Raw genomic sequence first — 25,603 nt, 5'->3', positions numbered from 1 at the left:
GATTTACTAACGCAGATTTACACAGTTTTTTTATTTGAATTCGCAAACACCTTCCTTCTAATTTCAGGCTTTTTACCAAAATTCAGCAAAAGACCAACTTCAATATCGGTAGCTCTTAAATAATTGAGAATTTGATTTTCAAATTCATCAACAATACACTCAGCTGCCTTCAATTCTAGAATCACAGAATTATTTATAATCAAATCTGGATAATAGTGTCCCACTTCAAATCCTTTATAAGCAACCTTGACTTGTCTTTGTGCTTCTACTTCGAGACCAAGAGACTTCAATTCGATGTACAAGGAGTTTTGATAAACCTTTTCTAAAAACCCATAACCCAACTCGTTATAAACAGTATAGAATCCCTTTATAATTAATTCTGTAACTTCCTTATGTTTACCCTCTTCTACCATGTACAATCAGCGTTTGAAAATCTGCGTAATCTGCGTCCAACAGAAAATCAATGCTTATAAACATCCCAGCCCATATAATTCTCAAGTGCTTCTTCTAGTATTGCACCAGTTTTAGAAGCGTTCATTACTACGTGATGTTCAAAACCATTTTTACAGATATACTTCATTAAATCTTGCAAATTAGGTATTTGAGCTACTGCTCTATTCCCAAAAGTTTTCAAAGGATCATCCGTTAATTCTCCCTCTCCTATATATGCTTTGATAATGCCATTTGGGTCGTCGGTACTTATTCTACCATAGGTAAGTGGCATAGCTGGTGTACGACCATCAAGTGCTCCATAGGTATTTTCTACCCCTACCGTAGTACCCAAAATAGGTGCTGTACTCATCTGAATATCCGGAATAAAAGACTTGGCCCAGTTTCCACAGTGAAACAAAACACACTTATTTTCATCGTCGGCATAGTTATTATTCCAGTCTACCAATGCACTTGGTGAGCCAGAAGCCAACTGCATGGCATACATGCTTAGGGTTCCGGTAACATCTACCTCACAGGCACTTGGAAGCATATTTTCAGACATGATACTCATGCTGGTACATACATTACAACCATAGTTTTGCTGTAGTGAAGTCCAGCATTGAATAGCTGTGGCATCCAGAGCGTACTCTTCCATTACCTCTTTTAAAACTACATCAAGCTTCGCAATTTGAATCATTGCCTCGTTTGGCGTTTTTCCTATTGGAGCGTAAGCGTTGATGCTTTCAATGTGCTGTTTGACCTTAGCATCATCACCTGTCATTTTATTAGCTCTGCCCAAAATTTCGGACAAATCAAATGTGGTAACAGTAATACCATTTCGTTGAAGAATCTTCTCGGAATAACGTACAGTATTAAAAGCTCCTGGTCGAGCTCCAATAGCCCCTATACGCACACTTTTCAAACCTTGCGTAACTCGACAAACCGCCACAAAATCTCTAAGGTCTTGCTGGAAGATATCTGAAGACGGCAAACTCACATGTTGCGAAGTCAGAGAATATTTGATGCCATATTGGTAGAGGTTATTACAAACGGAGATTTTACCACACCAAGAATCACGTCTATTGACCACATTCATCTTGCTTAGGTCATCTGGATAAGCCTGAATTAAAACAGGTACATTAAGACCAGCAAGTTTTAAGGTATCAGCTACACCTTTTTCATCTCCAAAATTTGGCAACAAAACTAATACGCCAGAAATTTCCTCTCTGTGAGCTTTGAACAATTCTGCACACTTCATGGCCTCTTGATAGGTCTCTACGCCACCTAATTTAGTTTCAGCTGTATCGAGCAAAACAGGTTTTAGATTAAGCTTATCAAAAACCTCAATAATTTCTACTCTTGCTTTCTCTACGAGACTGTCTGGAAAAAAATCTCTGTTGCCAATTATAACACCTAAGGTCATTCTCTTTTATTATTTTTTATATAAATTTCTTATTCTGCTAAAATCATTTCTATCTCATTGTCTTTAAAAACCGACAGATATTTATTGGCAATTCCTGAATCAGTAATGATATAATCTATCAAACTTAAAGCCCCAAGACTAGCAAGAGCACTCTTACCTACTTTTGTACTATCTGCAACCAAATAAGTCGTTTCTGCTGCGTCTATCATCGCTTTCTTCACCACCAAATCACTAATACTAGGATAGGTTAAACCAGCCTTTAAAGAGATTCCGGCTGTGGCCAAAAACAATTTCTGCACATTTAAACCTTTAAAGAAATCTGCCGCTTTTTGCCCTGTTAATGAAAGCGTAGGTGGCTTAAACTCCCCTCCGGTCATTATTACTTCAATATCCGTTTCCGTACCTAACAGCAATGCTATATTTAAGGCATTGGTTATTACCGTTAAATTCTTTAGACCAGAGCTTTTTATTTTCTTAGCTATTTCGGTGGTGGTACTACCAGAGTCTAAAATAATTATATCACCACTCTCTATAAATTCTAAACACTTTTTACCTATTCTCTCTTTCTTGTCTAGGTTTTCTTGATGAACCAGCGAAAAACTTTTTACTTGGTCTTCTACATTTTTGATGTAAGCTCCACCATGCTCTTTCACTATTAAATCTTCTGTCTCTAACTTCTCTAAGTCTTGCCTAATGGTCACTTCCGTAACTTTGAATAGACGTGCTAGATCTACCACTTTTGCAGAACCGTCTTCTTTTAACAGTTCTAGGATTTTTTCTCTACGCTGGTTTGGTAACATAATTAAATTTTCGAAAGTAACACTTAGAGCCTTTCAGCATCTATTCACTTTCTATTTGTACAAATTTACAATAAAAAAAGAAAATTAAAGAAAGTAAACGAAAATAAATGAAATACTAGCTCAGATATACGCCTAAACCCTCTATTGTCGAAATGTACTATTTTATCGAACAAAATCAATCTTAGCTAGCCAAACTTTATAGAATAAACCTAAATTTTATTTTTAAAAAAGTAAATACGAAGCTTTTCACAAAGCAAAAAAAGGAGGAAACACGGCATAGCCACATCTCCCCCCTTTTCCATTTACCAAAATACACTAAAACTTAATACGCTTATTGATAGCCCTCGTTTTGAGTAAACTCATCACGATTTGTTACTGCGTCCAATTGATTCTGAGGAACAGGCCTTGTCATATGAAAAGCCTGGATACCTATAGAATTTGGGTTATACTTCTTAACACGCTCCACCAGTTTACCCGTTCTTTTTAGGTCAAACCAGCGTAACTGCTCACCAGCAAACTCTCTACCTCGCTCGTCCAAAATAAAATCTAAAGTCATATCTGTAGCAGCCACCTTCATGGCGTCTTCCATGCCTGGTCTAGCAGCTCTAGCTCTAACCACATTCACAAAATCTGCCGCAGCTTGTAAGTTTCCAAGTTTCATTTCGGCCTCTGCAGCTATCAAATATAATTCTGCAAAACGTATTACGTAAGCATCTCTAGCACTTTGAGCTTCGTTAAAACTAGCTCTTGAGTCATCCATGTGCTTAATAAGTGTTGGATAGCGAAGCTTATCCTTCACAGTACCATCTTCATTATAAATATCATTTCTGTTATAAACTTGATAGTTGGCTCCAGCCGGTTTAGTAAATGTAGTTCTGGTAGCTACCACTGCTGTATCACCAAGGTTCATACCTGCAGGTCTAGTTCCAGAGTTAGCAGTCCACAGCTCCATGAAGGTACCTTCATAACGCGAATCTCCTTCACCATAAAGGTCTAAAAGAAAACGAGTAGGCATGTATCTATTAAACGGTCTTCCATACTCAATAGCTCTAGTTAAGCCAGGAAGGTTATCATATTTCATTAAGAAATGTAAATGACCATTATTACTACCCCTTCCATGACCTGTTACGTTTGTAGAAGAGTTGTATAAATCATTCAGAGTTAAATTAGTAGAATAATTTACGGCATATACTATCTCTTTGTTCTGATTATTACTCATATCCCAAAGCGACTTATAGTCAGACTCTAACTCAAAACCAAAACCTCCGTTTATCACTTCTTTTGCCATTGCACTGGCCTCTGCATTCATGCCTCGAGTAAGATAAATTCTAGCTAAAAACGACATAGCCGCTGGCTTAGTAACTCTTCCATAATCAGATGTGGTACTTGCCAAATTTTGTGTAGCAAAATTTAAATCTTCGAAAATTTGAGCATAAAAGGTATCTACTGGTGTTTTATTTGCAGTAGTTGCAATGCCTTTAGTCTCTTCTAAAGTAAAGTGTACCCCACCCCAAGTTTCTACAATATGCCAGTAATAAAAGGCTCTTAAGAAACGAAGTTCGGCTTCTCTCTGAGCTTTTACCGCAGGTGCAAACTCAACATTCTCTATCTGATTTATACCTGCATTACATAAGTTTACACCAGCATATAAAGCTGTCCATTCATTATCTAAAGGCCTGTTAGTAGCCTGAAGATTAACATACTGGGTAAGGTCGGTATAAACATCTCCTGCAGCACTGGTCCATAGGTCTGTACCCGTTTCTGAGATATTATATGCTTCTTCTTTACCATACCACCATCTTTGATAGCCATAAGCGGCGTTAACTAGCGACTCAAAACCCTCTGGGGTAGAGTACACAGCTTCAGCCGTTAGCCCTGAAGGGTTATATTCAGTAAGTAAATCTGAACAAGAGCTAGCTACAACTGAAAGAAATAGAATTAATATTTTTTTCATCTTAATAAGTTTTTAGAATTAAAATCCGACGTTAAGTCCGAATACTACATTTTTCAACATTGGGCTACTTTCTCCGCCGCCTCTTTCTGGATCATACTCATCAAGCTTAGAGCTCTTAGTCCAAGTAACCGGATTAGTAGCCGTTCCATACACTCTCAAGCTATTAAAGAATGACTTTTCCTGTATAGGGAAAGTATAGCCTAATGAAAGGTTTCTGATTCTTAAATAAGAACCGTCTACATAACCCAAAGTACTCCAGTATAAGGTAGAAGCACCTGATACGTTAGCATTAGGACGTGGATATTCATTAGTAGGGTTTTCTGGTGTCCAGTAGTCAATAACCGTAGTACTGTTACTTAAGTTAGACTGACGGTCATACCTACTTAGGAAAGATGGGCTAATAGTTTGTCCCCAACGAGCGAACAAGTAAACACTTAAGTCAAAACCTTTATAACTAAATTTATTGTTCAAACCACCATACCAGTTAGGCCTGTTTTGACCAGCCAATACTAATCTATCATTTAGTGCATCAATTTCACCATCGCCATTTTGGTCTTTAACTTTAATATCACCTGGCTCTTGTCCAAATTTAGCAGCTTCGTCTGCTTCTGAAGTTTGCCAAATGCCTATTTTTTCATAATCATAAAATACGCGAATAGGCTCACCTACAAACCATCCATTACCAATATCATCAACCCCTTCAGTCACAAGTGACTCAATACGCTCTTTGTTATGCGTAAAAGTTAATGTGCTATTCCAAGTGAAATCTTTTGACCTTACATTCATCGAATTTATAGCAATCTCAACTCCATTGTTTCTTGTTTTACCAATGTTTTGATAAACAGTTTTAACACCTGTGGTAGGTGGCAATCCTCTTGGCAATAGCAAATCGGACGTACGCGTATCATAAATATCAATAGAAGCAGTCAATCTATTTTTAAGGAAACCCATATCAAAACCTAAGTTCTTAGTTTTTGACAACTCCCATCCTGCTTCTGAATTACCCAATAGGGGTGAGAATGTAAAACCCTGTGCACTAGTTTCACCGAAAGCCATAGGCACTCTTGTAAGTGTACTTTGTGTACCATAAGGAGAAATACCAGAGTTACCTGCTACACCATAACTTAGCCTAACTTTTAAGTCAGAAAACAAATCTTGGTTAGCCATAAAGTCTTCATCACCAACCTGCCAAGCTACGGCTACAGATGGGAAGAACGCCCATTTATTACCTGCAGATAACCTAGAAGCACCATCAGCACGATTTGTAAGTGTTAATAAATACTTGCTTTTGTAGTTGTAGTTTAAACGCCCAGCAAAAGAAAGAACATTCCATTTTTCAAATTCGCTACTGATAGCAATATTATTAGGAGCATTACCCAGTGCATAATATAGCTGAGCTGGTAATAATTGAGACTGACCAGAAGCTGAAACGTTATCTGATAGGTTTTCAACATAACTACTCAGGGCCGTTAAAGTAAAACCATGATCATTTATCTCCTTACTGAAAGTCAATATGTTATCCCAATTAATAAACCTGCTATTTGATGAATTGATAGCTGCATAACTGTTTCCACCATTTCTACTTATACTGTTAGAAGCTTCAAACAAACCCACTCTAGAGAATCCTATATTTGCTCCAAAATTTGATCTAAAAGTTAAGTCTTTTAATGGCTTTACCTCTAAGTATGCGTTGGCCAGGATGTTAGTTTTCTTACCCGTATTAGAGAATATATCTGGCTGCTCATCTGCCAATGGACTTATAGAAGAGCCACTTAGTGGGAAAATGATAAACTCGCCATTGTCATCATAAATGGTACCCAATGGAATAATTTTATTAGCCATGTTTAATGGGTCTCTGCGGTAGCTTTCGTCTCTAGTTGTAACCTGACTTTGAACACCTACTTTAACCCAATTATTTATGGTCTGATCTACATTTGCTCTTAAGGAGTACCTCTTTGACTCGTCAAACTTTAGAATACCTTTCTCATTGAAATAATCTAAAGAGAAAAACACCTTAGTTTTATCGTTACCTGCATTTACACCTAAGTTGTAGTTTTGCTGCGTACCGTTACTCAATAGCTCTTTTCGATAGTCTATCCAGTCATTATTCTGGATAGCTTCTAGCTCTTGACCATTAAAAATAGCTGCATCATCGGCTGGAGAATTCCAGTTGCCTACAGTTCTATTTGCTTCTCTTTTAAGAGCCACATATCCAGGACCATCTAAAACAGTGGGATATCTAGATACCTTTGACGTTCCGTAATAAGTGTTAAAAGAAACTCTAGCTTTTCCTGATGAACCTTTTTTTGTGGTCACAATGACAATACCATTTGCTCCTTGCCATCCGTAAATAGCTGTAGATGAAGCATCTTTCAAAAACTCCATAGACTCTATATCATTAGGATTAATATTGTCAATACTTCCTGTTTGAATACCGTCTACAATAAATAAAGGGCCATTTCCTGCTCCAATAGATCTATTTCCACGAATGGTAATGTTAATTCCGGAAGATGCAGATCCATTACTACGTGTAATGTCTACCCCAGCCACTTTACCTTGAATAGACTCTAAAGGATTTTGAGCTGGCACTTGCCTGATATCTTCACTCTTAATAGAAGTTACCGCACCTGTCAAATCACGCCTGCGAACAGTTCCATAACCAATAACTACCACCTCAGAAAGCTCCGCCGAATCTTCATTCAACATTACATTAATAGTAGTTTTCCCACCAACAGAAACCGTTTGGCTTTCATAGCCAATAAAGCTAAATACTAAATTACTAGAACCACTTGGTACCGAAATTGAAAAATTTCCGTCAGAATTTGTGGTAGTACCATTAGAAGTACCTTCTACCACAACCGATGCCCCAGGAAGAGCCTCACCATTCTCGATGCTTACTTTTCCTGTCACTCTTGATTGAGCCATAACATTTAATGATGTAAAAATCATAAATGAAACTACTATGCCCCATCTAATCCTCATCAGCCTATTAAAGGCATGATTTAGTACAGCTTTTGCCATAAAGTTTAAAATAATTAAGGATGAACAATTGATAATTAAAGTATTTTAAACGCAATTCGATTGTTTTCGTTATGCTTCGTTTATAGTCGAATTGCATTTTATAATGCAAATTTATATCAAAATACTGTAATTCCTGTTACTAAATTTGATATTTATCTTCGTTTGTTTTCTTTTAGTTTCTTTTGAGATAGAAAACATCTACAAATCGTCACTTTTCGCATACTTTCATTACTATTCTGGCGATTTCGAAAACATAAGAAAGTAATAGAAACTTCTCTTAAAAAACCGTTTGGCTTTAGAATTAGCCCTAAAAGGCTCAACAGCAGCACCTAGATTGAACTCAAACCAATAAATATGAATTTGTAATTGTTAATTAAGTAAACATAGGGCAAAACAAAAGCCCCCATACAAATGAGGGCTTATTAAGTATAATTGGTAACACCAATTGACTTGGATGTGAAGCTGTTTTATTTCACTTCAATAACTATTCGCTGATACCTTGTAAGCTGTGGCACGCCATTATCATTTACTTCACAAACTAAATGTATAGTTTGCCCCTTTTTAACATCAGAAGGAACGCTGGTAAAAGCTACTTGCTTTGAACTATTTAAAATTTGCACCTCACCTTCATATGAATCGGCTTCTTGATATTGCCACCAAGTGTAAGAAAGCTGGTCGCCATCTGGATCCATAGTTCCTTTAGCACTTAGTTTAATTTTGGCACCCGCTTGAGCTTTTAGATAATTAGCATTTCCAAGTTTGACTACTGGAGGATGATTAGATTCTTCAAAAGATTTTACACACCAATCTGCACGAGCGGCAAAGTCATTTTGAAAAGCATCAGACCATCGCCAGATAGGTTTAAAATACTCGCTACGCTGTTCGGTTGTAGATTTCGAACCTTCCCTTAAACTACTTCTTCCCCAGCCGTTGCTTCCGTACCATCTTCCTGCTGGATATTCGTATGACTTATCAGGCACAGGGTCTAACCACGTATTCTCCCTCACTTTGACATAACGACCTCCCCAGCCACCCCAGTCAGGATTATCTAAATTTCCTAAACCAGTAACTATGGTATGCATAAAAGCCGGAGAGTCTCCTTCGGAGCGAAAATCACCATCTACAAAACCATCTTTATCACCTGTATGAGATTTATATGATGCCGTAAGCGGACCATGATTAGTCAAAATGTTTTCTTTCATCCATGTTCCATCATAATATTGGTGCATTTTTTCTGGTTGTGCTATTTTCCAACGATAAGCTATGGCTTCAAACTGATCAGAAATGATAGTCATGATATTATACTTACCCCAGTGTGGGCGAATGTATTCTTGATAGGTTTTGTCTTGCTCCCAAATAAAGAAGAAACGCATTTTATTGGCCACATACTGCATTTTCTCAGGATGCTCTTCCTCTATAGTTTTTAAAGCACGGGCAATGGTATTGGTTCCTCCCCAAGCCTGTAGCCAAACTGGTCTATCATCAGACTCATCTAATAATACTTTAACTATGTGCTGCGAACCATCTGTTATAAGCTCCATCTCCCCTTCTGTTTCTACATTGCCCAGGAAAGTGTGCTCTGCCAAATACTGTGGAGTAGGATAGTTTTTATCATGCTTTATTAAATTAGGGTAAACGGCGGCATAGGCTTCTAAACTTGGCTCTATCCAGTCATCACCAGCCCAATTATGACCATGCCAGTGATACTGCGAACTAGATGTCACAATGCCTTCAATGTCCCATTCGTTAGCATAAAGAAGGAAACGAACGAGCGAGCATTCGTCGTCAATTTCGCCATCTGAAGTTATAATTACCCTTGTCTTTTGGTCTCCTTTTTTTTGAGAAAAACTAAGGGTTGTCCCAAATAGCAGAGCCAAAATTGTAAACAGCTTAACTGCTTTATAAGATTGTCTTTTCATTTTTATGATTTGTATTTACGTATATATTGCGATCGTTTTTTCGTTTCTCCTATAGTTCACTTTTGTGCAAAAATGGCTTTCTTTTTACCCTGTAATTGATTAAAACTATGGGTATTTTCACTCGAAATTTAGTAAAACTATGGTTGGAGATTTTTGGGCAAACTTTTGAGCAACTTCACCTGTATTGTCTCCATTTATAGCCATTCCACTAAAAGAGCCTAATAAAAGACCTTTGTTATTATTTTGATTAAAATCTACAGTTTCCATAACTAACCACCTCCCTTGAGACGCTCGATTAAAACTGCGGAATTCAAATTTAAAATCTTCTTTTCCACCCTGATTTTCCATAAAAATGAAGCCTTCTGTAGGCGAGTTGATTAAATCTGGAAAGTAAGAAATGAGCGAAATATCTAAATCACCATCCTTGTCAAAATCTTGAACGATAGCCTTATAAGCTCCGTTCTGATGCTGAAAAAAAGCTTCGTTAAAATTATCTTTTCCATCGTTCAAGTAAATCCTTAAGCCATGATAGGGCTTGAGGAATCTTGAAAAATCAGCGTTATCACCATTAACATAAACGACATCTTCATAACCGTCTTTATTCCAATCAAGTACAGAAAACGAAGTTGAACCATATAGTGGTGGAAATTTCAATATTGTTTTAAGCGTAAAATTACCTTCTCCTAAATTGTAATAAACATCAATACGTTCCTTTCCCTGAGACATAAGTACCATTATGTCTTTTAAACCATCTTTATTTAGGTCTGTAATTTCTACAGCGGTCGCACCTGGGTCTGCTGATAATATTTGCTGCTTATACTGTCCGTTCTTTTGTTTTATGTGCAAACTTAATTTACCAGTATGATTTCCGAATTCGCAAACAATAACATCTTCCAATCCATCATTATTCACATCAACTAAGGTTGACTGAACAGGTCTTTGAAGTCCTTTTAATACAGATTTGAAACCTTTATACTCCTTTTCTCCGGGTCTTTTGAATATTTTAATCAAACTTCCACTTGCAATATCAGTAGGTGTAAAACTTCCCATTAATGTGGCTATAATGGTGTCGCCTTTATTGCTGATATGCGATATAGGTGACGGGAGTGCCAATGTACTTATTGAATTTAAATCTTTATCTAAAATATTAATGGCACTAAACTCTTCTTTTGTGTCCGCCACATAAACTTGATTTAGTTCTTTGTTATATTTTATAGCAGTAACCATTGGTGGAGCCACATGAAAGTCTGGAATAGTAACTTTAAGGTCTTTGATTTCAACTTCCTTTTTAGGAATGTCTAATTTATCGGGTGCATTTTCTTGAAAGTACTTTTTTATGGCTTCCCATTCTTCATTACTCAAAACTTGCTTTGCTGGAAAAACATCTTGCAGGTTCGTTATCTGACCTTGTTCAATAAGGCTAGCTCTTGTTTGATTTTCATAAATACCTAACCTGTGTCCCATCTGAGGTAAAACACCATATTTCCAAGTATTTTTATCTAGTAAACTGGGTTCTGTATAAGCATGACAGCTTCCGCAATACGCTTTTGACAATGCTTCACCAGACATACTTAATTCATTCTTTTTGCTAGTATTGCAAGACGTTAAAAGAGCTGAAGCTATTAAAAAGTATTTGACTAGGTGTAATTGCATTTTTTATAATAATCTGACTAAACTATAATTCTCATGTTCTTTAATAAGCACTGTGCTAAACATCATTCTGAATAGTCTTATGAAGTAAACTACGTTTTAATATTACTACATATTTTCAAGAAAAAGAGGATGTTTGAATTATCAAACATCCTCTAAGTTTCTAAGTTAACCGAAAAGTAAACTATTGCGGATAACCCGGATTTTGCGTTAAGTTCGGATTTCTATCTAATGCTGTTTGAGGTAAAGGAAAGATACTATTCCAATCATTCAATTCATAGTTATTCAAAACTGGTTGTCTTAATCTTATGTCGGCAATCAATGCCTCAGAAGGTGTAACAACATTTCCATTGTCGTCATACATTGTTGGAATAGTATAGGTAGAATAGGCCGCTTTATTCTTTATTAAGTTACCCTGTCTTACCAATTCCTCATAATCTTGACCTTCATAGCATAGTTCCTTCCTAAACTCTAAATAAATAGCATCTCTAAGTTGATCTTTAGAAAGACCTGATAGATCATCTAAACCAGCTCTTTGTCTTACCCTATTTACGTATTGAAAAGCACCTCCCGGTCCTTCGCTTTCATTAATAGCCTCGGCAGCTGTCAATAAAACATCGGCAAGACGTAACACTTTTATATTATAAGCCATCCCATCACCTACTTTGTTTAGAGGGTCTCTATACTTATTTACATGAGGTGCTGGGTATCGGAACTCTTGCCATTGTATTAGTGTATCTGCACTAGGATCTGGATATTCAGTTAGCCATGTCGCTTCTTTTCTTTTATCATTTTCTTCAAACTGATTATACCACCAAAGAGACCCAATAATAGTACCCCACTGACCAGGACCATATCCTGAAGAGTTAGGCTCATAATTATTACCTAGTGCATGCCCTTGAGGAGCAATACCATTATACTGTACCTCAAAAATACTCTCAACATTATTATCAACATTCCCATTTCCAGTCCACCAGTTGTCTTTTGGGTCTGGCACTAAGTCTAAACCTGAAGGAGAGTTAATCACTGCTAATGCATTTGTTTTAGCATTATTCCAATCTTTAAGATAAAGCTGAACTTTAGCTAGTAATCCTTGAGCTGCTTCTTTAGATGCACGCCCAATATCATTACTACCGTAAGAATTAATATTTGGTAAAACAGTTATTGCCTCACTTAAATCTTTTACAATTTGAGCATATACTTCGTCGGCACTATTTCTTGAAACTTGTAGTTCGCTAATTTCGGAGGTATTTGTTTCATTTAAAAGAAGTGGCACGCCGCCCCATCTTCTGACCATATTAAAATAGGTTAAGGCTCTTAAAAACTTAGCTTCACCTAGTACTCTTGCTTTAAGCGTTTCATCCATTTCAATATTTGGTACATTATCCAAAACAGCATTCGCTCTATTTACTGCTTGCCAAACTGCTCCCCAAATAGCTATATTATATCTATTACTAGTTACCATACCAACATCATTAAGATGTATAATAACTCCACGATCACTGGTAGTTCCCAGCCTAGAGTAGGTACCGTCTGAAGCTAGACTGCTGGAGGTCATCCAATATCTAGAGTAATAATCATTTACTCTAAGAGCAGCATATGCCCCATTTACGGCTGATAATGCATCTTGACTAGTTTGATAAAAATTAACTGGAGAGATGGAGTCTTTAGGCACCTCAGCAAGGAAATCTTCACAGCCGAATGTAAAAACGGCTATTGAAAACAACATTATATATTTTAAATTTTTCATATCTCGTATTATTATTTTTCGAATTAGAAGTCTAATTTCAAACCAATTAAAGTAGTCTTAGCTAAAGGATAAGTGCTAATATCCCAACCAAATGAACCTCTTACATTAGATCTACCATTTGTGTCGGGATTGTAACCTGAATAGTTAGTTAGCGTAAACATATTTTGTCCAGTTACATAAATAGACCCTCCTAATTTGCCCAAAAAGTTTGCTGGAAAGTTATAAGTCAAGGTTATTTCCTTCATTCTCAAATAGCTAGCATCTTCTATAAAAAAGTCCGAATCACCCATATTTCCAGTTCCTCCCACTGTAGGAGATGTTTGTATTGGTGTAGGCCAAACAGCATCCGTATTTTGTGGAGACCAATAATCTGCTACTTCAGCCATAACATTTTGCCCTCTTGTTACTGTTGAATTAAACCTTCTCATTGAATTATAAACTTCACCACCTTTCTGACCTTGAGCAAATAACCTTAATTGAAAGTTTTTATAATCAAAACTGGTATTCATACCATATATAAAATCAGGATGAGGGTTACCAATTACAGTTCTATCAGAACTGTTAAGCACTCCGTCTCCATTGACATCTACATACCTAATCATTCCTGGCAAAACACCAGGTTGTATCTCTTGACCAGCATCAGCCTCTGCTTGACTTCTATAAAGACCATCGGTTTTGTAACCATAAAACACTCCAACAGACTGTCCTACAGTAACATAAGACCTTGGAGTAGACCCAGCAAAAGTAGGCTGAGCAATTTCATACGATTGGTCTCCAGTACCCACCTCAGACGGCTTGCCTAATGAGGTAATTGTGTTTTTATTATGTGAAACATTGAAACCGAGTTTCCATCTGAAATCATCAGCTCTTATTAATGTACCGTCCATGGCTAGTTCCCAACCAACATTTTCCATTTCACCTAAGTTTTGAACGGAAGGGTCAAGAATACCAGAAGTCTCTGGTAAATTCACTTCAAGCAATAAGTCTTTGGTTTTCTTTACATAATAATCAAGCGTTGCGTTAAACCTACCCTGTAAAATAGAAGCATCTAATCCAACATTTGTTTGGCTTGTTATTTCCCATGTTAAACCTGGCACAGCCACACGCAATGGAGAAAAACCATTTACTATAGTTCCATTCCCAAAGTTATAAGGATCTGATTGTAACAAGGCTAAAGACCTGTATGTTGGCAATTCTTGGTTACCCACTTGTCCCCAGCCTGCTCTTAATTTTAAATTTGAAAATAAGCTAGACCCCTGCATAAAGCTTTCGTTTGAAATTCTCCATGCACCACCTAAAGAAGGGAAAAACGCATATTTATTACCCTCTGCAAATTTAGAAGAACCGTCTCTACGTCCTGTAACCGTTAGTAAGAACCTATCATCATAGTTATAGTTAACTCTTCCTAAGGTTGAGAGAATACTAAAATCAGCATAAAGTGAATTTACAGATGGAGTAACAGAGCCAGCTCCTAAATCATAGGCTCCCGTAATGTCTGTTGCAAATCCACGACCACCTATTGACCTATACTCTTCAGTTTCCTTTTGAATGGTATAACCAGCTAAAACCTGTAGTCCGTGCTTACCGAAGCTTTTATTATAGTTCAGTGTATTTTCATTTAGCAAAGAAGTTCTGTCTACAGAACTTACATCTGCAGAGTTCAGCGGGTTTATATTATCAAACAAAGAAGTTCTATAAACGTGTCTGTTTCTATTTTCTAAATCTGCACCCACACTCACTTTTAATTTCAAATTCTCCATGATGGCGTACTCGCCAAACAATGAGCCTAAAACTCTAGTATTTACACTTTGGTCAGAAAATTCATTAATAAAAGCAACAGGATTCCTAGAACCTTGAGCATCTGGTACTGCTGCTGGCAAAAATCTATTACTAGAATAGGTTCCATCAGGCTGATAGATAGACAAGATAGGAGACATTTGTAAGGCGGTGGCCGTTATACTGTTTGTAGCCTCACCTTCTGTTTCCGCCGCATTATTTATAGATCTTGATATATTAATTGATGTTCCAATTTTTAATTTATCCGATGCACTTATATCTGTATTAGCTCTAAGAGAATATCTTGAGAAATCAGAACCTTTGATAATACCATTTTGATTAAAATAGCTTCCAGAAACACTATACTTAGTTTTATCTGAACCGCCACTTACACTTAATTGGTGGTTTTGAATTATAGCTTTTCTGAAAATTAAATTTTGCCAATCTATATCATTCTCAGGAGCATTTGAAAATACAACGGGGTCGGGTATTGGACTGTTTGCGGCAGCATCATTATATATTTTTTGATAATCTTCAGAACCCATCATTTCTATTTTATCGGAAAGTGACTGCGTACCAGTATAACCATTATAGGAAATAGCTGCTTTCCCAGACTTACCTCTCTTTGTAGTAATTAATATTACCCCGTTTGCTCCTCTAACCCCATAAATTGCGGCAGCTGAAGCATCTTTTAAAACTTCAATTGATTCAATATCTGAAGGATTTAGTGAGGCTAAAGGATTTTGGTTCACTGTATAATCAGTCCCTGTACTGTTGTCATAACCACGCCCAGCATTTGTACTGAACTGTGACTGACCCGTTATAGGAAATCCATCAATTACGTATAAAGGCTCGTTTCCGTTCAAAATAGAAGTAGTACCTCTAATTTTAACACTTACCCCTCCGCCCGGAGCACCTGAGTTACTAGTTATATTAACACCTGCCACTCTACCCTGAAGCCCTTGCTCCATAGAGGTAATAGGTGATGCGGTAAGTTCTTCCGCTGATACAGAAGAAACCGAACCCGTTAAGTCGCTCTTTCTTTGAGTACCATAACCTACAACGATAACCTCCTCTAACTGAGAATCATCTTCGGTTAGGGTTACATTAAAAACAGATTTACCATTTATTGGAATTGTTTGATTTACGTAACCAATAAAACTGAAAATCAAGTTCGAAGCATTTCTTGGCAAGTTCAAACTAAAATTCCCATTTTCATCCGAAGTAGTACCACTTGAAGTACCCTCTACTACCACAGAAGCCCCTGGTAGCCCATCGCCATTCGCCATCATAATTTTCCCAGATACACTCGACTGTGCGAGGGAATTGTTCGAGTAAAAAAATGAAGTCAGAAAAATAAAGATAAACCATCTCAGTTTAGATAATTTACCTATTCGCTGAGAATAGTTTTGTAAATATTTAGTCATAAAAATAGTTTTAAAAAGGTTAAAAAAATGAACGGTTAGTATCGTTTTCTCTTCTTAAATAAATGTGATTTTTTCAATAGAAAAGTGTACAATAAAGACTAAATCTATATTCTTAAACCTTAAAATACAATTGTAAACCACGAATATTTGTTTCTTTTTTTTTCTTTTACCCCACAAATGCTTTCGGAAACGTTCCCGAAAGCATTTCTATATTTATTATAATTATCTATTTATTTTATAAACCGCTCTTTTTGTCAAAATATCATTAAATGAAAGAGAAAACATATCAGCCTTTAACGAGACCAAAATAATCTATCACGAACACCTGAATGTGAGGTAAGAGGTTTTAGCTTTAACGCTTTAAAAAAAGGCGTAAGTCCTTAGCTAATCCTAAATTTAGAATTAGCACAATTAATTAATATTATAGTGTATTGACCTTGACTTTCAACTTAGGCAAGTAGCCCTTATCTGGTAGAATTTAAAAGTAATTTAGCGAAGCATAATTGATATAAATTTGGTCACTTAACTATCCACAATATTGAGTTATATGAAGATATATTTTTATTTCAACCTTTCAGTAGAATGTGTAAGAACGCCATACACATCACCTAAAAACATTTAGCATTATTGACTCTCAGGCCTTGAAATCAATTAAAGTTAGGATTTCTTGATGAATCAAACGATAAAAAAGTAACACTAGAAACACCATACTAAAGAGGCTACCTCTAAAGAACAGCCTCTTTGTTTTTTCATTCAATTACATCAATAATAACCCGTTCATAGCGTGTAAGACGAGGCGAACCATTATCAGTAACAGCAAGAATAATATGCATAGTACCTGTACCAGGAGGCATCACACGGCTATTTTTAACATGAAGCCATGCTTTCTGTTTATCAAAACCAATGATATCATGCTTTACGCCTGAACGCGAATTTGACATACCACGGGTTCCTGGCTCCTCATAACAAAACCACTCATAAGAAAGTAAATCGCCATCGGGGTCTGTAGTACCCACCGCACTCAAATCTACTCGTTCGCCTTTTTTGGCTTTGATGTAAGTAGGCGTTTCCAATTTCACGACTGGCGGATGATTCGCTTTATCATATGATTTAATAGTCCAATCCATACGAGCGGCAAAATCATTCTGATAGGCTTCTCTCCATCGCCAGATTGTTGCTTGATTGGTTTCATGCCATTGCCCATCATTTCCTAAGACTTCATCATCTGCGTTGGTCCAGATTGGATGTGTTTCTGGTTGATAAAACCACTTTTCTGTTTTGGGCAAATAGTATTCATAACGACCACCCCATCCGCCCCAATTTGGATTTCCAGGGCTATTTAGTCCATTATTTACCAAAAATAAAAACGCAGGTGTGTCACCTTCCATCATGAATTCCCAATGTGGGTACATCTTCCCAAGTGGTCCTTTTTCACGAATATTACGCTCTAACCATTCATTGGTAACCAACTCAAAATCTGCTCCACCAAAACGACCGTGAAACTTATCGCCACCTATACCTATCCAAGTGCCGTGGTGAAAGCCACCGCCGGCATTTGCACCCGGTGTAACAATATAAAAAAGCTCTGGAAATTCGGTACGAATCCATGGTCCGCTATCGTCTTGGTCTGATATGGCATATACCCTTATTTTGGCAACGAACTTTGCTAATTCACTTTTTGACCGAGTAGCTTTCACCTTATATAATGCCTGTGCTAGCACACTTGGCCCGCCCCACACATTTACCCATAAGGGTCTTGCATCTATTTTATCAACGGCTTTTATTAAAAGCTCTGACCCTTCCGAATCCTTACCTTCGCCTACTCCCGCCATTCCTCCTATTGGAATGCTTTTTGAGATAGTTTTCTTCAAATATTCTGCTTTGGGGAAACCTGGCTCATGTAGTTCAAGGTTTTCTCTGACTTCGCCGTATGCATCTACTATTTGATAAATTCTGTCTGGGTTTACCGCATCTTTAACTTCGGTAGCCACCAATCCTTCTATATCTATCTGGTTAGAATAAGTCAATAACCTCACCATTGACATTTGGTCATCTGGGTCGCCGCCAATATCTGTAAGAACAAATAGCCTTGGCTTTTCTTGGGCATACAAGCTCATATTTGATACGAATATGGCTAAAGCAAATATGGAGACCCATGCTCTTTTCTTTTTTGATAAAAAACTATTTTTCATTTATTATTTCAATTTAGTAAAACTCAATTTTCTCTGCTATGCAAATACTTTTCTAACATGGTATAACCATCTGCAGAAACCATGTTTCTATCTGAAGGGTCATTCTTATCTAGTTTATTTTTCAATTCCCACTCATCTGGCATTCCATCATGATCAGTATCTGTAGGTGGGTTTATAGATCTTAATAGAGGCCAGCCTCCAACATCTAACTGTGTATCTATTATTCCAGAATGGACGGACATATCCTTCAATTGCTTGTTCTTTTTATAAGATGCTCCTTCGAAGCTGGCAAAGCCACCTTTAACTTCATTGACAATTCTACTATCTATAATGTCTCTTTTAGGAAGAGTGGCTCCCGCCTGCTGCAATACTAAAACATAGGCAGCTTCAGCCGACTGCTCACGAATGGGCATGGCTTTCCAAGGCTCCTCTAGTTTCACATATTGAAGGTTTTCTACTCCGCCAGATGGCTGCACTCCCCCATCCCAATTATTGGCAGAGACTTTTTCATTTCCTTCAATAAAATTGTCTGCTACATACCACTTTCCAAAATCCTCCTTAGAATTCCTAAAAGACGGATTTACTAAGCGTGATGATGTTTCTTCTGGACTAGTTGCTGGCCCTGGTTTATAATAATTGGCTACAATATTGAATCTTGAAAAATTGAATTTATCATTGCCCGCTTGTTGGTTTTCTCCGCCATAACAGCTGTTATAGCCCCAGTTATACACCACATTATTTCTATAATCTGTATAGCCAGACCCTGACGCCATTCTTGGATTTCTACTACCATGATGAGCTAATAAATTGTGATGATAGCTACTAAAATTAGAACCCCAAATTCCTCCAAAACCATGAGAACCTTTAATATGATTAGAGTTATACATACTCTCAGAAATAATACACCACTGTACGGTAATACTGTCGCAATGGTAAATTGACATGGTTTCGTCTACACTCCAGCTGGCCGACACATGGTCGAGTATTAAATTTTTCACATATCTGCTTGAGATAGCATCCGCATCATCGCCAGATTCATTTCCTAGTCTTACTCTTAAGTACCTCAGAATAACATGGTCTGCCGCTATAATCAATGGATTCTTTTTAAGACAAATACCATCGCCAGGAGCGGTTTGACCAGCTATGGTTAAGTATGGATTTTTTATTACCAAGGCAGATTCAAGTTCAATGGTTCCAGAGATTCTAAAAACCACCGTTCTTGCTCCTTCTGCTTCTACGGCTTGCCTTAAACTCCCTTCCCCACTGTCATTCAAATTAGTTACTTCGTAAACATCTCCTCCTCTACCACCTTTTGAGAATTTCCCATATCCTTCAGCAGAAGGAAAAGCGAGTTGTTGAGCACTTGCAAGGCTAAACATTAGAGCCAATGCAAATAGGGTTAAAACATACTTTTTCATTGTTTAATGTTGTTTAAATATTTCTCAAGCATGGTATACCCATCTGAGCCTATTTTGTTACTATCTCTTGCGTCGTTTTTATTCAATTTATTTTGCTCTTCCCACTCATCTGGCATGCCGTCATGGTCTGTATCCAGCGGTGCAGGTACACTTTTCAATTCTGGCCAGCCGCCTACATCATTTTGAGAATCTATAATTCCAGAGTTCTTTGATTTATCAGCTACTTCATAAAATTTCTCATAAGAAGCACCCTCAAAAGTTGCAATGCCTGTTCGGGTTTCCTTTATAATACGGGTATCAACAGCATCTCTTTTTGGCAGATTAGCTCCCGCTTTTTCGAGCACAGAATTAAAAGCGTCTTTAGCAGTTTGTTGATTTATGGCCATGGCGTCCCATGGTTTATCTAGTTTTAAGCCTGGAATCGCTGCGAAATTTTCAGGATTGCTTTCTTGCACACCTTCAATAGCGGTTAATGCAGGTGCTACTCCTTTCCAATTGTCGTTGGTTACTTCCTTACTCCCTACCATTTCATTTTCAGCGATATACCATTTCCCATAATCGCTATTTCCGTTGCGTGACCAAGGAGCTGCTATTTGAGAAGTTAATCTGCCGGGTTGAGTAGCTGGCCCAGGTTTGTAATAATTGGCAACTACATTTATGTTAGCGAAATTGAATTTATTATTCCCTTTTTGCATTGATTCAGCACCATACGTGGACTCAAAACCCCAATTATAAATCACGTTGTTTCGGTAATCTACATTACCACAACCTGAAGCAAAACGAACGTTTCGATTTGAGTTATTTGCTATAAGGTTATGGTGATAGGTGCTATAATTAGAACCCCAAATTCCTCCAAATCCATGATTCCCTTTGGTGGGATGATTAGAATCAAACATGCTTTCAGAAATTATACACCACTGTACAGTTGTGTATTCACCATGATATATAGACATCACTTCATCAATACTCCAACTGGCCGAAACGTGGTCTAATATCAGGTTCTTCACATACCTACTCGAAACCGCATCTGCATCTTTTAATGCTTCGTCTCCAAACCTTACTCTGATATAGCGAACAATCACTTCATCCGCATTAATCATAAGCGGGTATTTTCTAAGGCAAATACCATCTCCAGGTGCGGTTTGTCCTGCTATTGTGATATATGGATTTTCAATACGCAGGTCACTTTCAAGTATAATTGTTCCTGAAACATGGAACACAACAGTTCTAGGTCCTTTGGCTTCTACTGCCGCCCTTAAACTTCCTGGGCCGCTATCGTTTAGGTTTGTAACTTCAAATACAACACCTCCACGCCCACCTTTGGTAAATTTTCCGTAGCCTTCGGCCGTAGGAAAGGCAAGCTGCTGCGACCAACCAACCGTAAAAAGAGCCACTGAAGCTAAAACCGTTAAAATTATTTTTTTCATTATCATATTGTTAATCAAACACTTCAATTAAAAACTAAAATCTGCAGGGTCTGGGCCAAAACGTTTGCCCTTATCTAGGGCATCCAATGCCAACATATCATGAGCAGATATTTCAAAGTCAAAAATCTCTGAATTTTCTTTTATACGGCTAGGCGTTACAGACTTAGGAATAGTGACAATTCCCTGCTGCAAATTCCATCTCAGCGTTATTTGAGCAGGAGTTTTTTTATACTTTGTGGCTAGCACTTTAAGCAAAGAAACCGACACTATGTTGCCCTGCATTAAGGGGCTCCATGCCTCCATTCTAATATCATTGCTCTTACAAAAGCTCAATAATTCTGGCTGAAGCAAATATGGATGACACTCCATTTGATTGACCGCAGGCACTACCTTACAATCCGCCAAAATATCCTCTAGGCTATTGACTAAAAAATTACTAACACCTATGGCTTTTGCACGTCCACTAGCCAAAATCTTCTCCATCACTTTCCAGGTTTCTTTGTAAAAACCCTTTACTGGCCAGTGCACCAAATACAAATCGACATAGTCAAGTCCTAGACGCTCTAGGCTTTCTTCAAAAGCAGCTAATGTCCTTTTTTGACGTTGGTCTTCGTTCCAAACTTTGGTGGTCACAAAAATCTCTTCTCTAGGAATACCACTTTCTCTTATCGCTTTCCCTACGCCTATTTCATTTCCATAAACAGAAGCCGTATCTATGCTTCTGTAACCTACTTCTAAGGCATATTTAACTGCATTTTCTACCTCTGGGCCATCTTCTGCTTGATATACACCAAGACCTAACCAAGGCATTCTCAGTCCATTATTTAATACGGCAAAGTCCTTAATACTACCAATCATACTATTTTTCATGTGTAATTGTCTTTGAGTTTTTATTATTTCTTTTGGGTTTTCTATTCCGTTTCAAAATTGTTTAAATACTTCTCCAAATTTGTGTAGCCATCAGTTCCTATGCTATTGCCATCCATAGCATTATTAGGGTTTAAGCCATTTTTGGTTTCCCATAAATCTGGCATTCCGTCTTTATCTGTATCCTGCGGTGCAGGTGTACTTTTTAGTACTGGCCAGCCGCCTACATCCTCTTGACTTGCTACTATTTTTCCAGTTCTTGTTCTCACATCATTGACTATCCTTAGGTCTACGGCATCTCGTTTTGGCATATTAGCACCACCTATTTCGAGTACTTTTTGATAAGCTACTTTGGCATCCTCCGTTTGCGTATGCACCACTTTAAAAGCCTTTTCTTGTTTATAGTCTTGAATGTTTTGGGCAGACCAACTTTCTTTGAATTTCACTAAACCCCATTGATTTTCAGGCATTATGTCATTGTAGTAATTTCCATCAAAAAAGGATTTATTATAAGGAGAACCAGTGGAATAAGCGATGCCGTTATCTTTTGAATTTGCTCCTGGAATAAGATAATTGCCAACATAATTTAATTTTGTAACACTAACAGCATCAGCATTATAACCTGCATGTGAGCCTCCCCAGTTATAAAGAACATTGTTTCTAAAATCTAGAAGCAAACCTTCTGGGTCTTTATCATAAGGGTTGGAATTATAATTACCAGGGCGTGGATTTCGACCATGATTATGGGCGTATAAATTATTTAAAAAGCTATACTTAGCACCGCCTGTACCGCGAATCAAAGAACCATAACCATGATTATCAACATTTAAGCCCTCTGTAATAAAACACCACTGAACCGTCACATTAGTTAGGGTTGGCTTACTTGTAGACGAAGAAAGCACCTCATCTAAACTCCAACTGGCCGAACAATGGTCTACTATTATATTTTCACCTACAGAAATATCAATGCCATCTTTTCCCTGATTAGTGCCACCTTCTCCAAATTTACCATCGCCCAAACGCACACGTAAATACCTCAGAATTACATCATGCGTCAAAACCTTTACAGATTCTCCTTTTAAGCAAATGCCATCTCCGGGTGCTGTTTGACCAGCAATGGTTATAAATGGGTTTTTAATATCGAGTCTCTTTTTAAGTTCTATTGTACCCGAAATAGCAAAAACTACTGTTCGTGGGCCTTCTTCCTCTACCGCCCAGCGTAAACTCCCCTCCCCACTGTCTTGAAGATTGGTTACGTAAATTACCTTACCTCCGCGGCCACCTTTGGCATAAGCTCCAAAACCTTCAGCCGTAGGAAAAGCTAACTGCTGCCCCATAGAGGTGGATATGGTTAGTAAAAAAAACAAAGAATTTAATATGTATTTTTTCATAGTATATAGGGTTAAAAACAACCGATTATTATAAACGCTGATTAACAATGTTGTTAAAGTTTGAACCAAAAGTATATCGCACACCTAGCTTACCAGACATCTCAAAATTGGTAGCCAGTTTATTCTGCTGTAGCAGCACAGCCTCTCTTGTAATATCGCCAGCCGGCAGGTAAAGCTGGTCATGGCTTAAGTCAGTCTCTACTTCCATAAAAAAGAATAAACCCTTTAAAACCCTAACTGAGGTTTCTGACTCAAGCGATAATCTGTTCTTTGAAAAATCGTGAAAGAAATGTGAACCTTCAATGGTGTTTTCAATGGCTCCCCAAGGCTGCCTGAGCAGTAAAGAGAGCTTCAGGGCTTCCGTAGTACGCCACTCTTCCATTTGGGCAAAAAGTGTTTCTTGATTGTAGCTATAATAATTTGGTCTCACAATATAAGAAACCGTAAAAACCTTGCTATCAGACCTATCCCAAGGGAAAATATTATATTCAATAGCAGGGCCTAGATTAAAAGCTTTATTCAAATTCAGATAAGTAGAAGAGTAAAGCTTACCAAAAACGCCTACAGACCACCTAGAATTCAAGGAATATATTAACCTAGCATTAAACTCTGACTCTCTTTTTACACTGGTAAATACCTCGTCATCGTCATTGTAAATCTCCTTATCTAAATCATATGCCAACTCTGACTTGAACTTATACACATCTGTAATCCTATCTGCTCTTAAAGATGTATTTAGGGAGTACTCTTTTTTGCTTTTCTCTCCGCTAAAGTTTGTTCCAAAATCGAGTCTAAAAACCCAAAAATCCCACGGGTCATCAAAAACCATTTTAGGAATATTGGCTGCATCATGCTCAATTCTCACTCCTGAAAAGTCGGGTGTTCTGGATAAATATGGAAGTAAACCCGCATCTACTATTTTGAGTAGTCTTCCCCATTTCAGTAAATCAGTTTCGTCTTGGGGAGAAACAGTTTTCAGCTTATACTGAATGTCGCTGTACTGGTTTTGACCAATAAAATTAAAACCATATTCCGTTCCATTGGCAGCGGTTCTTTGTTCCGTTACAAAAACATGGATATCTGCCAATTTGGTATCTCTTACAAAATCTGAGTACACTAAATTTCGTCTAAAGAAAGAAGCATTGCAGTCGTCACAGTCTAGGTATATTTTAATTTTAGAATTTAATGAATCGGTAAAAAGCCCATCATTAATTTTCTCTAGATTTACATTTTGCGAATAACCAATGCTAGAAATCAAGCTTAGAAGCAACATCAAGTATGTGTTAGGTTTCAAACTCATCTCAATTAACTTCTAAGATTTTACCTGATTTGTCAAAAGTCACTTTCATATTTTCATTCGATTTCTTCAACCTTAGAACCCATGTTTGACTTTTTGGCGTGCGAATCATATCGGCATCTTTTATATCATAACCCTCATACGCTGAAGACACCGTTTTTAAAATAGCGGCTGGTATTTCAGCATCTCTAAGGTCTTGCTTATGTCCTAAAAAATTAGACTTTATATCAAACCAAAAAACATTATCCTTTCCATTAATATCACCACCGATGATGTAGTTTATATTCTCTTTATCTTCCACATATTTGGCTCGCTTTATATCAAGTGTACTGTATTCACTCTTTATCATTTTCATGATGGGTGCAGGAATTTCGCTATCTTTCAGCTCTCTTCTGTATTTCTGTAGTTCAGCCTTTTCATTAATCCAGAAGTAACTATTACTACCGTCAATCCTGACCTTTGTCACATACGTGATGCTTCCGTTTTTCTCATATAAATCGGCATCTTGTAAATCAAAAAATGGGGCCTTTTCTCTTATTATTCCTAATACTTCTTTTGGTATTTCGCTTAAGTATAAATCTTGTGAATGCTCAGAAACACTCCCTTTATAATCCATCTTGAGCTTGTGAGATTTGCTATTTACCTTATAATTTATCTCGTATTTGACTTTGTCTTTTTTCCATCTAATGTCTTCTGCATTAGGGTATTTTAATTGGAAAGCATTTAGCACTACAGCTGGCACTTTGCTTTGACTAATGCTTTGTCCAAAAGTGGCTTTTGCTAAGAGTGTCAAAACCAATATTCCGATGATTCGATTCATATTAAATCTTAAATTTGGTACAAAGGAATAATATGATTT

At 37.3% G+C, this 25,603-nt stretch carries 16 protein-coding genes; all 16 read right to left on the bottom strand.

Annotated features, from left to right (window positions below; all coding sequences use genetic code 11):
• Window positions 1-17 precede the first annotated feature (17 nt).
• On the bottom strand, window positions 18-413 hold the full coding sequence (locus tag AADJ06_RS02945) for a GxxExxY protein (RefSeq protein ID WP_341224905.1): 396 nt from the start codon (window positions 411-413) through the stop codon (window positions 18-20).
• A gap of 47 nt (window positions 414-460) precedes the next feature.
• The gene (locus AADJ06_RS02940) at window positions 461-1,855 is read right to left on the bottom strand and encodes an L-fucose/L-arabinose isomerase family protein (protein WP_341224904.1); all 1,395 of its coding nucleotides are present in this window, start codon (window positions 1,853-1,855) and stop codon (window positions 461-463) included.
• A 29-nt stretch (window positions 1,856-1,884) separates the two neighbouring features.
• Window positions 1,885-2,655 (bottom strand): DeoR/GlpR family DNA-binding transcription regulator, encoded by a 771-nt coding sequence (locus AADJ06_RS02935; protein WP_341224903.1) that lies wholly within the window; start codon window positions 2,653-2,655, stop codon window positions 1,885-1,887.
• Between the two features lie 331 nt (window positions 2,656-2,986).
• A complete protein-coding gene (locus AADJ06_RS02930) occupies window positions 2,987-4,609 on the bottom strand; it encodes a RagB/SusD family nutrient uptake outer membrane protein (protein WP_341224902.1) in 1,623 nt (540 codons plus the stop codon).
• 18 nt (window positions 4,610-4,627) lie between these two features.
• Window positions 4,628-7,630, bottom strand: a complete 3,003-nt coding sequence (locus AADJ06_RS02925; RefSeq protein WP_341224901.1) for a TonB-dependent receptor — start codon at window positions 7,628-7,630, stop codon at window positions 4,628-4,630.
• 467 nt (window positions 7,631-8,097) lie between these two features.
• The gene (locus AADJ06_RS02920; protein ID WP_341224900.1) at window positions 8,098-9,549 is read right to left on the bottom strand and encodes a nucleoside hydrolase-like domain-containing protein; all 1,452 of its coding nucleotides are present in this window, start codon (window positions 9,547-9,549) and stop codon (window positions 8,098-8,100) included.
• Window positions 9,550-9,666: 117 nt separating this feature from the next.
• Window positions 9,667-11,202 (bottom strand): VCBS repeat-containing protein, encoded by a 1,536-nt coding sequence (locus AADJ06_RS02915; RefSeq protein WP_341224899.1) that lies wholly within the window; start codon window positions 11,200-11,202, stop codon window positions 9,667-9,669.
• 181 nt (window positions 11,203-11,383) lie between these two features.
• Window positions 11,384-12,949, bottom strand: a complete 1,566-nt coding sequence (locus tag AADJ06_RS02910) for a RagB/SusD family nutrient uptake outer membrane protein (protein WP_341224898.1) — start codon at window positions 12,947-12,949, stop codon at window positions 11,384-11,386.
• A 23-nt stretch (window positions 12,950-12,972) separates the two neighbouring features.
• Window positions 12,973-16,152, bottom strand: coding sequence for a TonB-dependent receptor (locus AADJ06_RS02905; protein WP_341224897.1), 3,180 nt, complete (start codon window positions 16,150-16,152; stop codon window positions 12,973-12,975).
• Window positions 16,153-16,901: 749 nt separating this feature from the next.
• Window positions 16,902-18,344: a nucleoside hydrolase-like domain-containing protein gene (locus tag AADJ06_RS02900; RefSeq protein ID WP_341224896.1), complete on the bottom strand. Its 1,443-nt coding sequence runs from the start codon at window positions 18,342-18,344 to the stop codon at window positions 16,902-16,904.
• 23 nt (window positions 18,345-18,367) lie between these two features.
• Window positions 18,368-19,762, bottom strand: a complete 1,395-nt coding sequence (locus AADJ06_RS02895; protein WP_341224895.1) for a pectate lyase — start codon at window positions 19,760-19,762, stop codon at window positions 18,368-18,370.
• On the bottom strand, window positions 19,759-21,189 hold the full coding sequence (locus AADJ06_RS02890; RefSeq protein ID WP_341224894.1) for a pectate lyase: 1,431 nt from the start codon (window positions 21,187-21,189) through the stop codon (window positions 19,759-19,761). The genes AADJ06_RS02895 and AADJ06_RS02890 overlap by 4 nt, the downstream gene beginning before the upstream one ends.
• Window positions 21,190-21,216: 27 nt before the next feature.
• Complete coding sequence (locus AADJ06_RS02885; protein WP_341224893.1) at window positions 21,217-22,059, bottom strand: aldo/keto reductase; 843 nt, start codon at window positions 22,057-22,059, stop codon at window positions 21,217-21,219.
• 41 nt (window positions 22,060-22,100) lie between these two features.
• Window positions 22,101-23,447 (bottom strand): pectate lyase, encoded by a 1,347-nt coding sequence (locus tag AADJ06_RS02880; RefSeq protein WP_341224892.1) that lies wholly within the window; start codon window positions 23,445-23,447, stop codon window positions 22,101-22,103.
• 28 nt (window positions 23,448-23,475) lie between these two features.
• A complete protein-coding gene (locus AADJ06_RS02875; RefSeq protein WP_341224891.1) occupies window positions 23,476-24,720 on the bottom strand; it encodes a hypothetical protein in 1,245 nt (414 codons plus the stop codon).
• 28 nt (window positions 24,721-24,748) lie between these two features.
• On the bottom strand, window positions 24,749-25,564 hold the full coding sequence (locus tag AADJ06_RS02870) for a PepSY-like domain-containing protein (RefSeq protein ID WP_341224890.1): 816 nt from the start codon (window positions 25,562-25,564) through the stop codon (window positions 24,749-24,751).
• Window positions 25,565-25,603: the final 39 nt, after the last annotated feature.

The sequence above is a fragment of the uncultured Arcticibacterium sp. genome (assembly GCF_964021845.1).
GTDB lineage: Bacteria > Bacteroidota > Bacteroidia > Cytophagales > Spirosomataceae > Arcticibacterium.
Note: the sequence above shows the minus strand (reverse complement) of the source record. Positions and strands in the feature narration are given on the sequence as shown.

Excerpts from the sequence above, each read along its gene's own strand:
- AADJ06_RS02945 (WP_341224905.1), bottom strand. The coding sequence starts at position 413 with ATGGTAGAAGAGGGTAAACATAAGGAAGTTACAGAATTAATTATAAAG.
- AADJ06_RS02925 (WP_341224901.1), bottom strand. The coding sequence starts at position 7,630 with ATGGCAAAAGCTGTACTAAATCATGCCTTTAATAGGCTGATGAGGATT.
- AADJ06_RS02870 (WP_341224890.1), bottom strand. The coding sequence starts at position 25,564 with ATGAATCGAATCATCGGAATATTGGTTTTGACACTCTTAGCAAAAGCC.
- AADJ06_RS02875 (WP_341224891.1), bottom strand. The coding sequence starts at position 24,720 with ATGTTGCTTCTAAGCTTGATTTCTAGCATTGGTTATTCGCAAAATGTA.
- AADJ06_RS02900 (WP_341224896.1), bottom strand. The coding sequence starts at position 18,344 with ATGAAAAATAGTTTTTTATCAAAAAAGAAAAGAGCATGGGTCTCCATA.
- AADJ06_RS02880 (WP_341224892.1), bottom strand. The coding sequence starts at position 23,447 with ATGAAAAAATACATATTAAATTCTTTGTTTTTTTTACTAACCATATCC.
- AADJ06_RS02885 (WP_341224893.1), bottom strand. The coding sequence starts at position 22,059 with ATGAAAAATAGTATGATTGGTAGTATTAAGGACTTTGCCGTATTAAAT.
- AADJ06_RS02905 (WP_341224897.1), bottom strand. The coding sequence starts at position 16,152 with ATGACTAAATATTTACAAAACTATTCTCAGCGAATAGGTAAATTATCT.
- AADJ06_RS02910 (WP_341224898.1), bottom strand. The coding sequence starts at position 12,949 with ATGAAAAATTTAAAATATATAATGTTGTTTTCAATAGCCGTTTTTACA.
- AADJ06_RS02895 (WP_341224895.1), bottom strand. The coding sequence starts at position 19,762 with ATGAAAAAGTATGTTTTAACCCTATTTGCATTGGCTCTAATGTTTAGC.
- AADJ06_RS02935 (WP_341224903.1), bottom strand. The coding sequence starts at position 2,655 with ATGTTACCAAACCAGCGTAGAGAAAAAATCCTAGAACTGTTAAAAGAA.
- AADJ06_RS02930 (WP_341224902.1), bottom strand. The coding sequence starts at position 4,609 with ATGAAAAAAATATTAATTCTATTTCTTTCAGTTGTAGCTAGCTCTTGT.
- AADJ06_RS02915 (WP_341224899.1), bottom strand. The coding sequence starts at position 11,202 with ATGCAATTACACCTAGTCAAATACTTTTTAATAGCTTCAGCTCTTTTA.
- AADJ06_RS02940 (WP_341224904.1), bottom strand. The coding sequence starts at position 1,855 with ATGACCTTAGGTGTTATAATTGGCAACAGAGATTTTTTTCCAGACAGT.
- AADJ06_RS02890 (WP_341224894.1), bottom strand. The coding sequence starts at position 21,189 with ATGAAAAAAATAATTTTAACGGTTTTAGCTTCAGTGGCTCTTTTTACG.
- AADJ06_RS02920 (WP_341224900.1), bottom strand. The coding sequence starts at position 9,549 with ATGAAAAGACAATCTTATAAAGCAGTTAAGCTGTTTACAATTTTGGCT.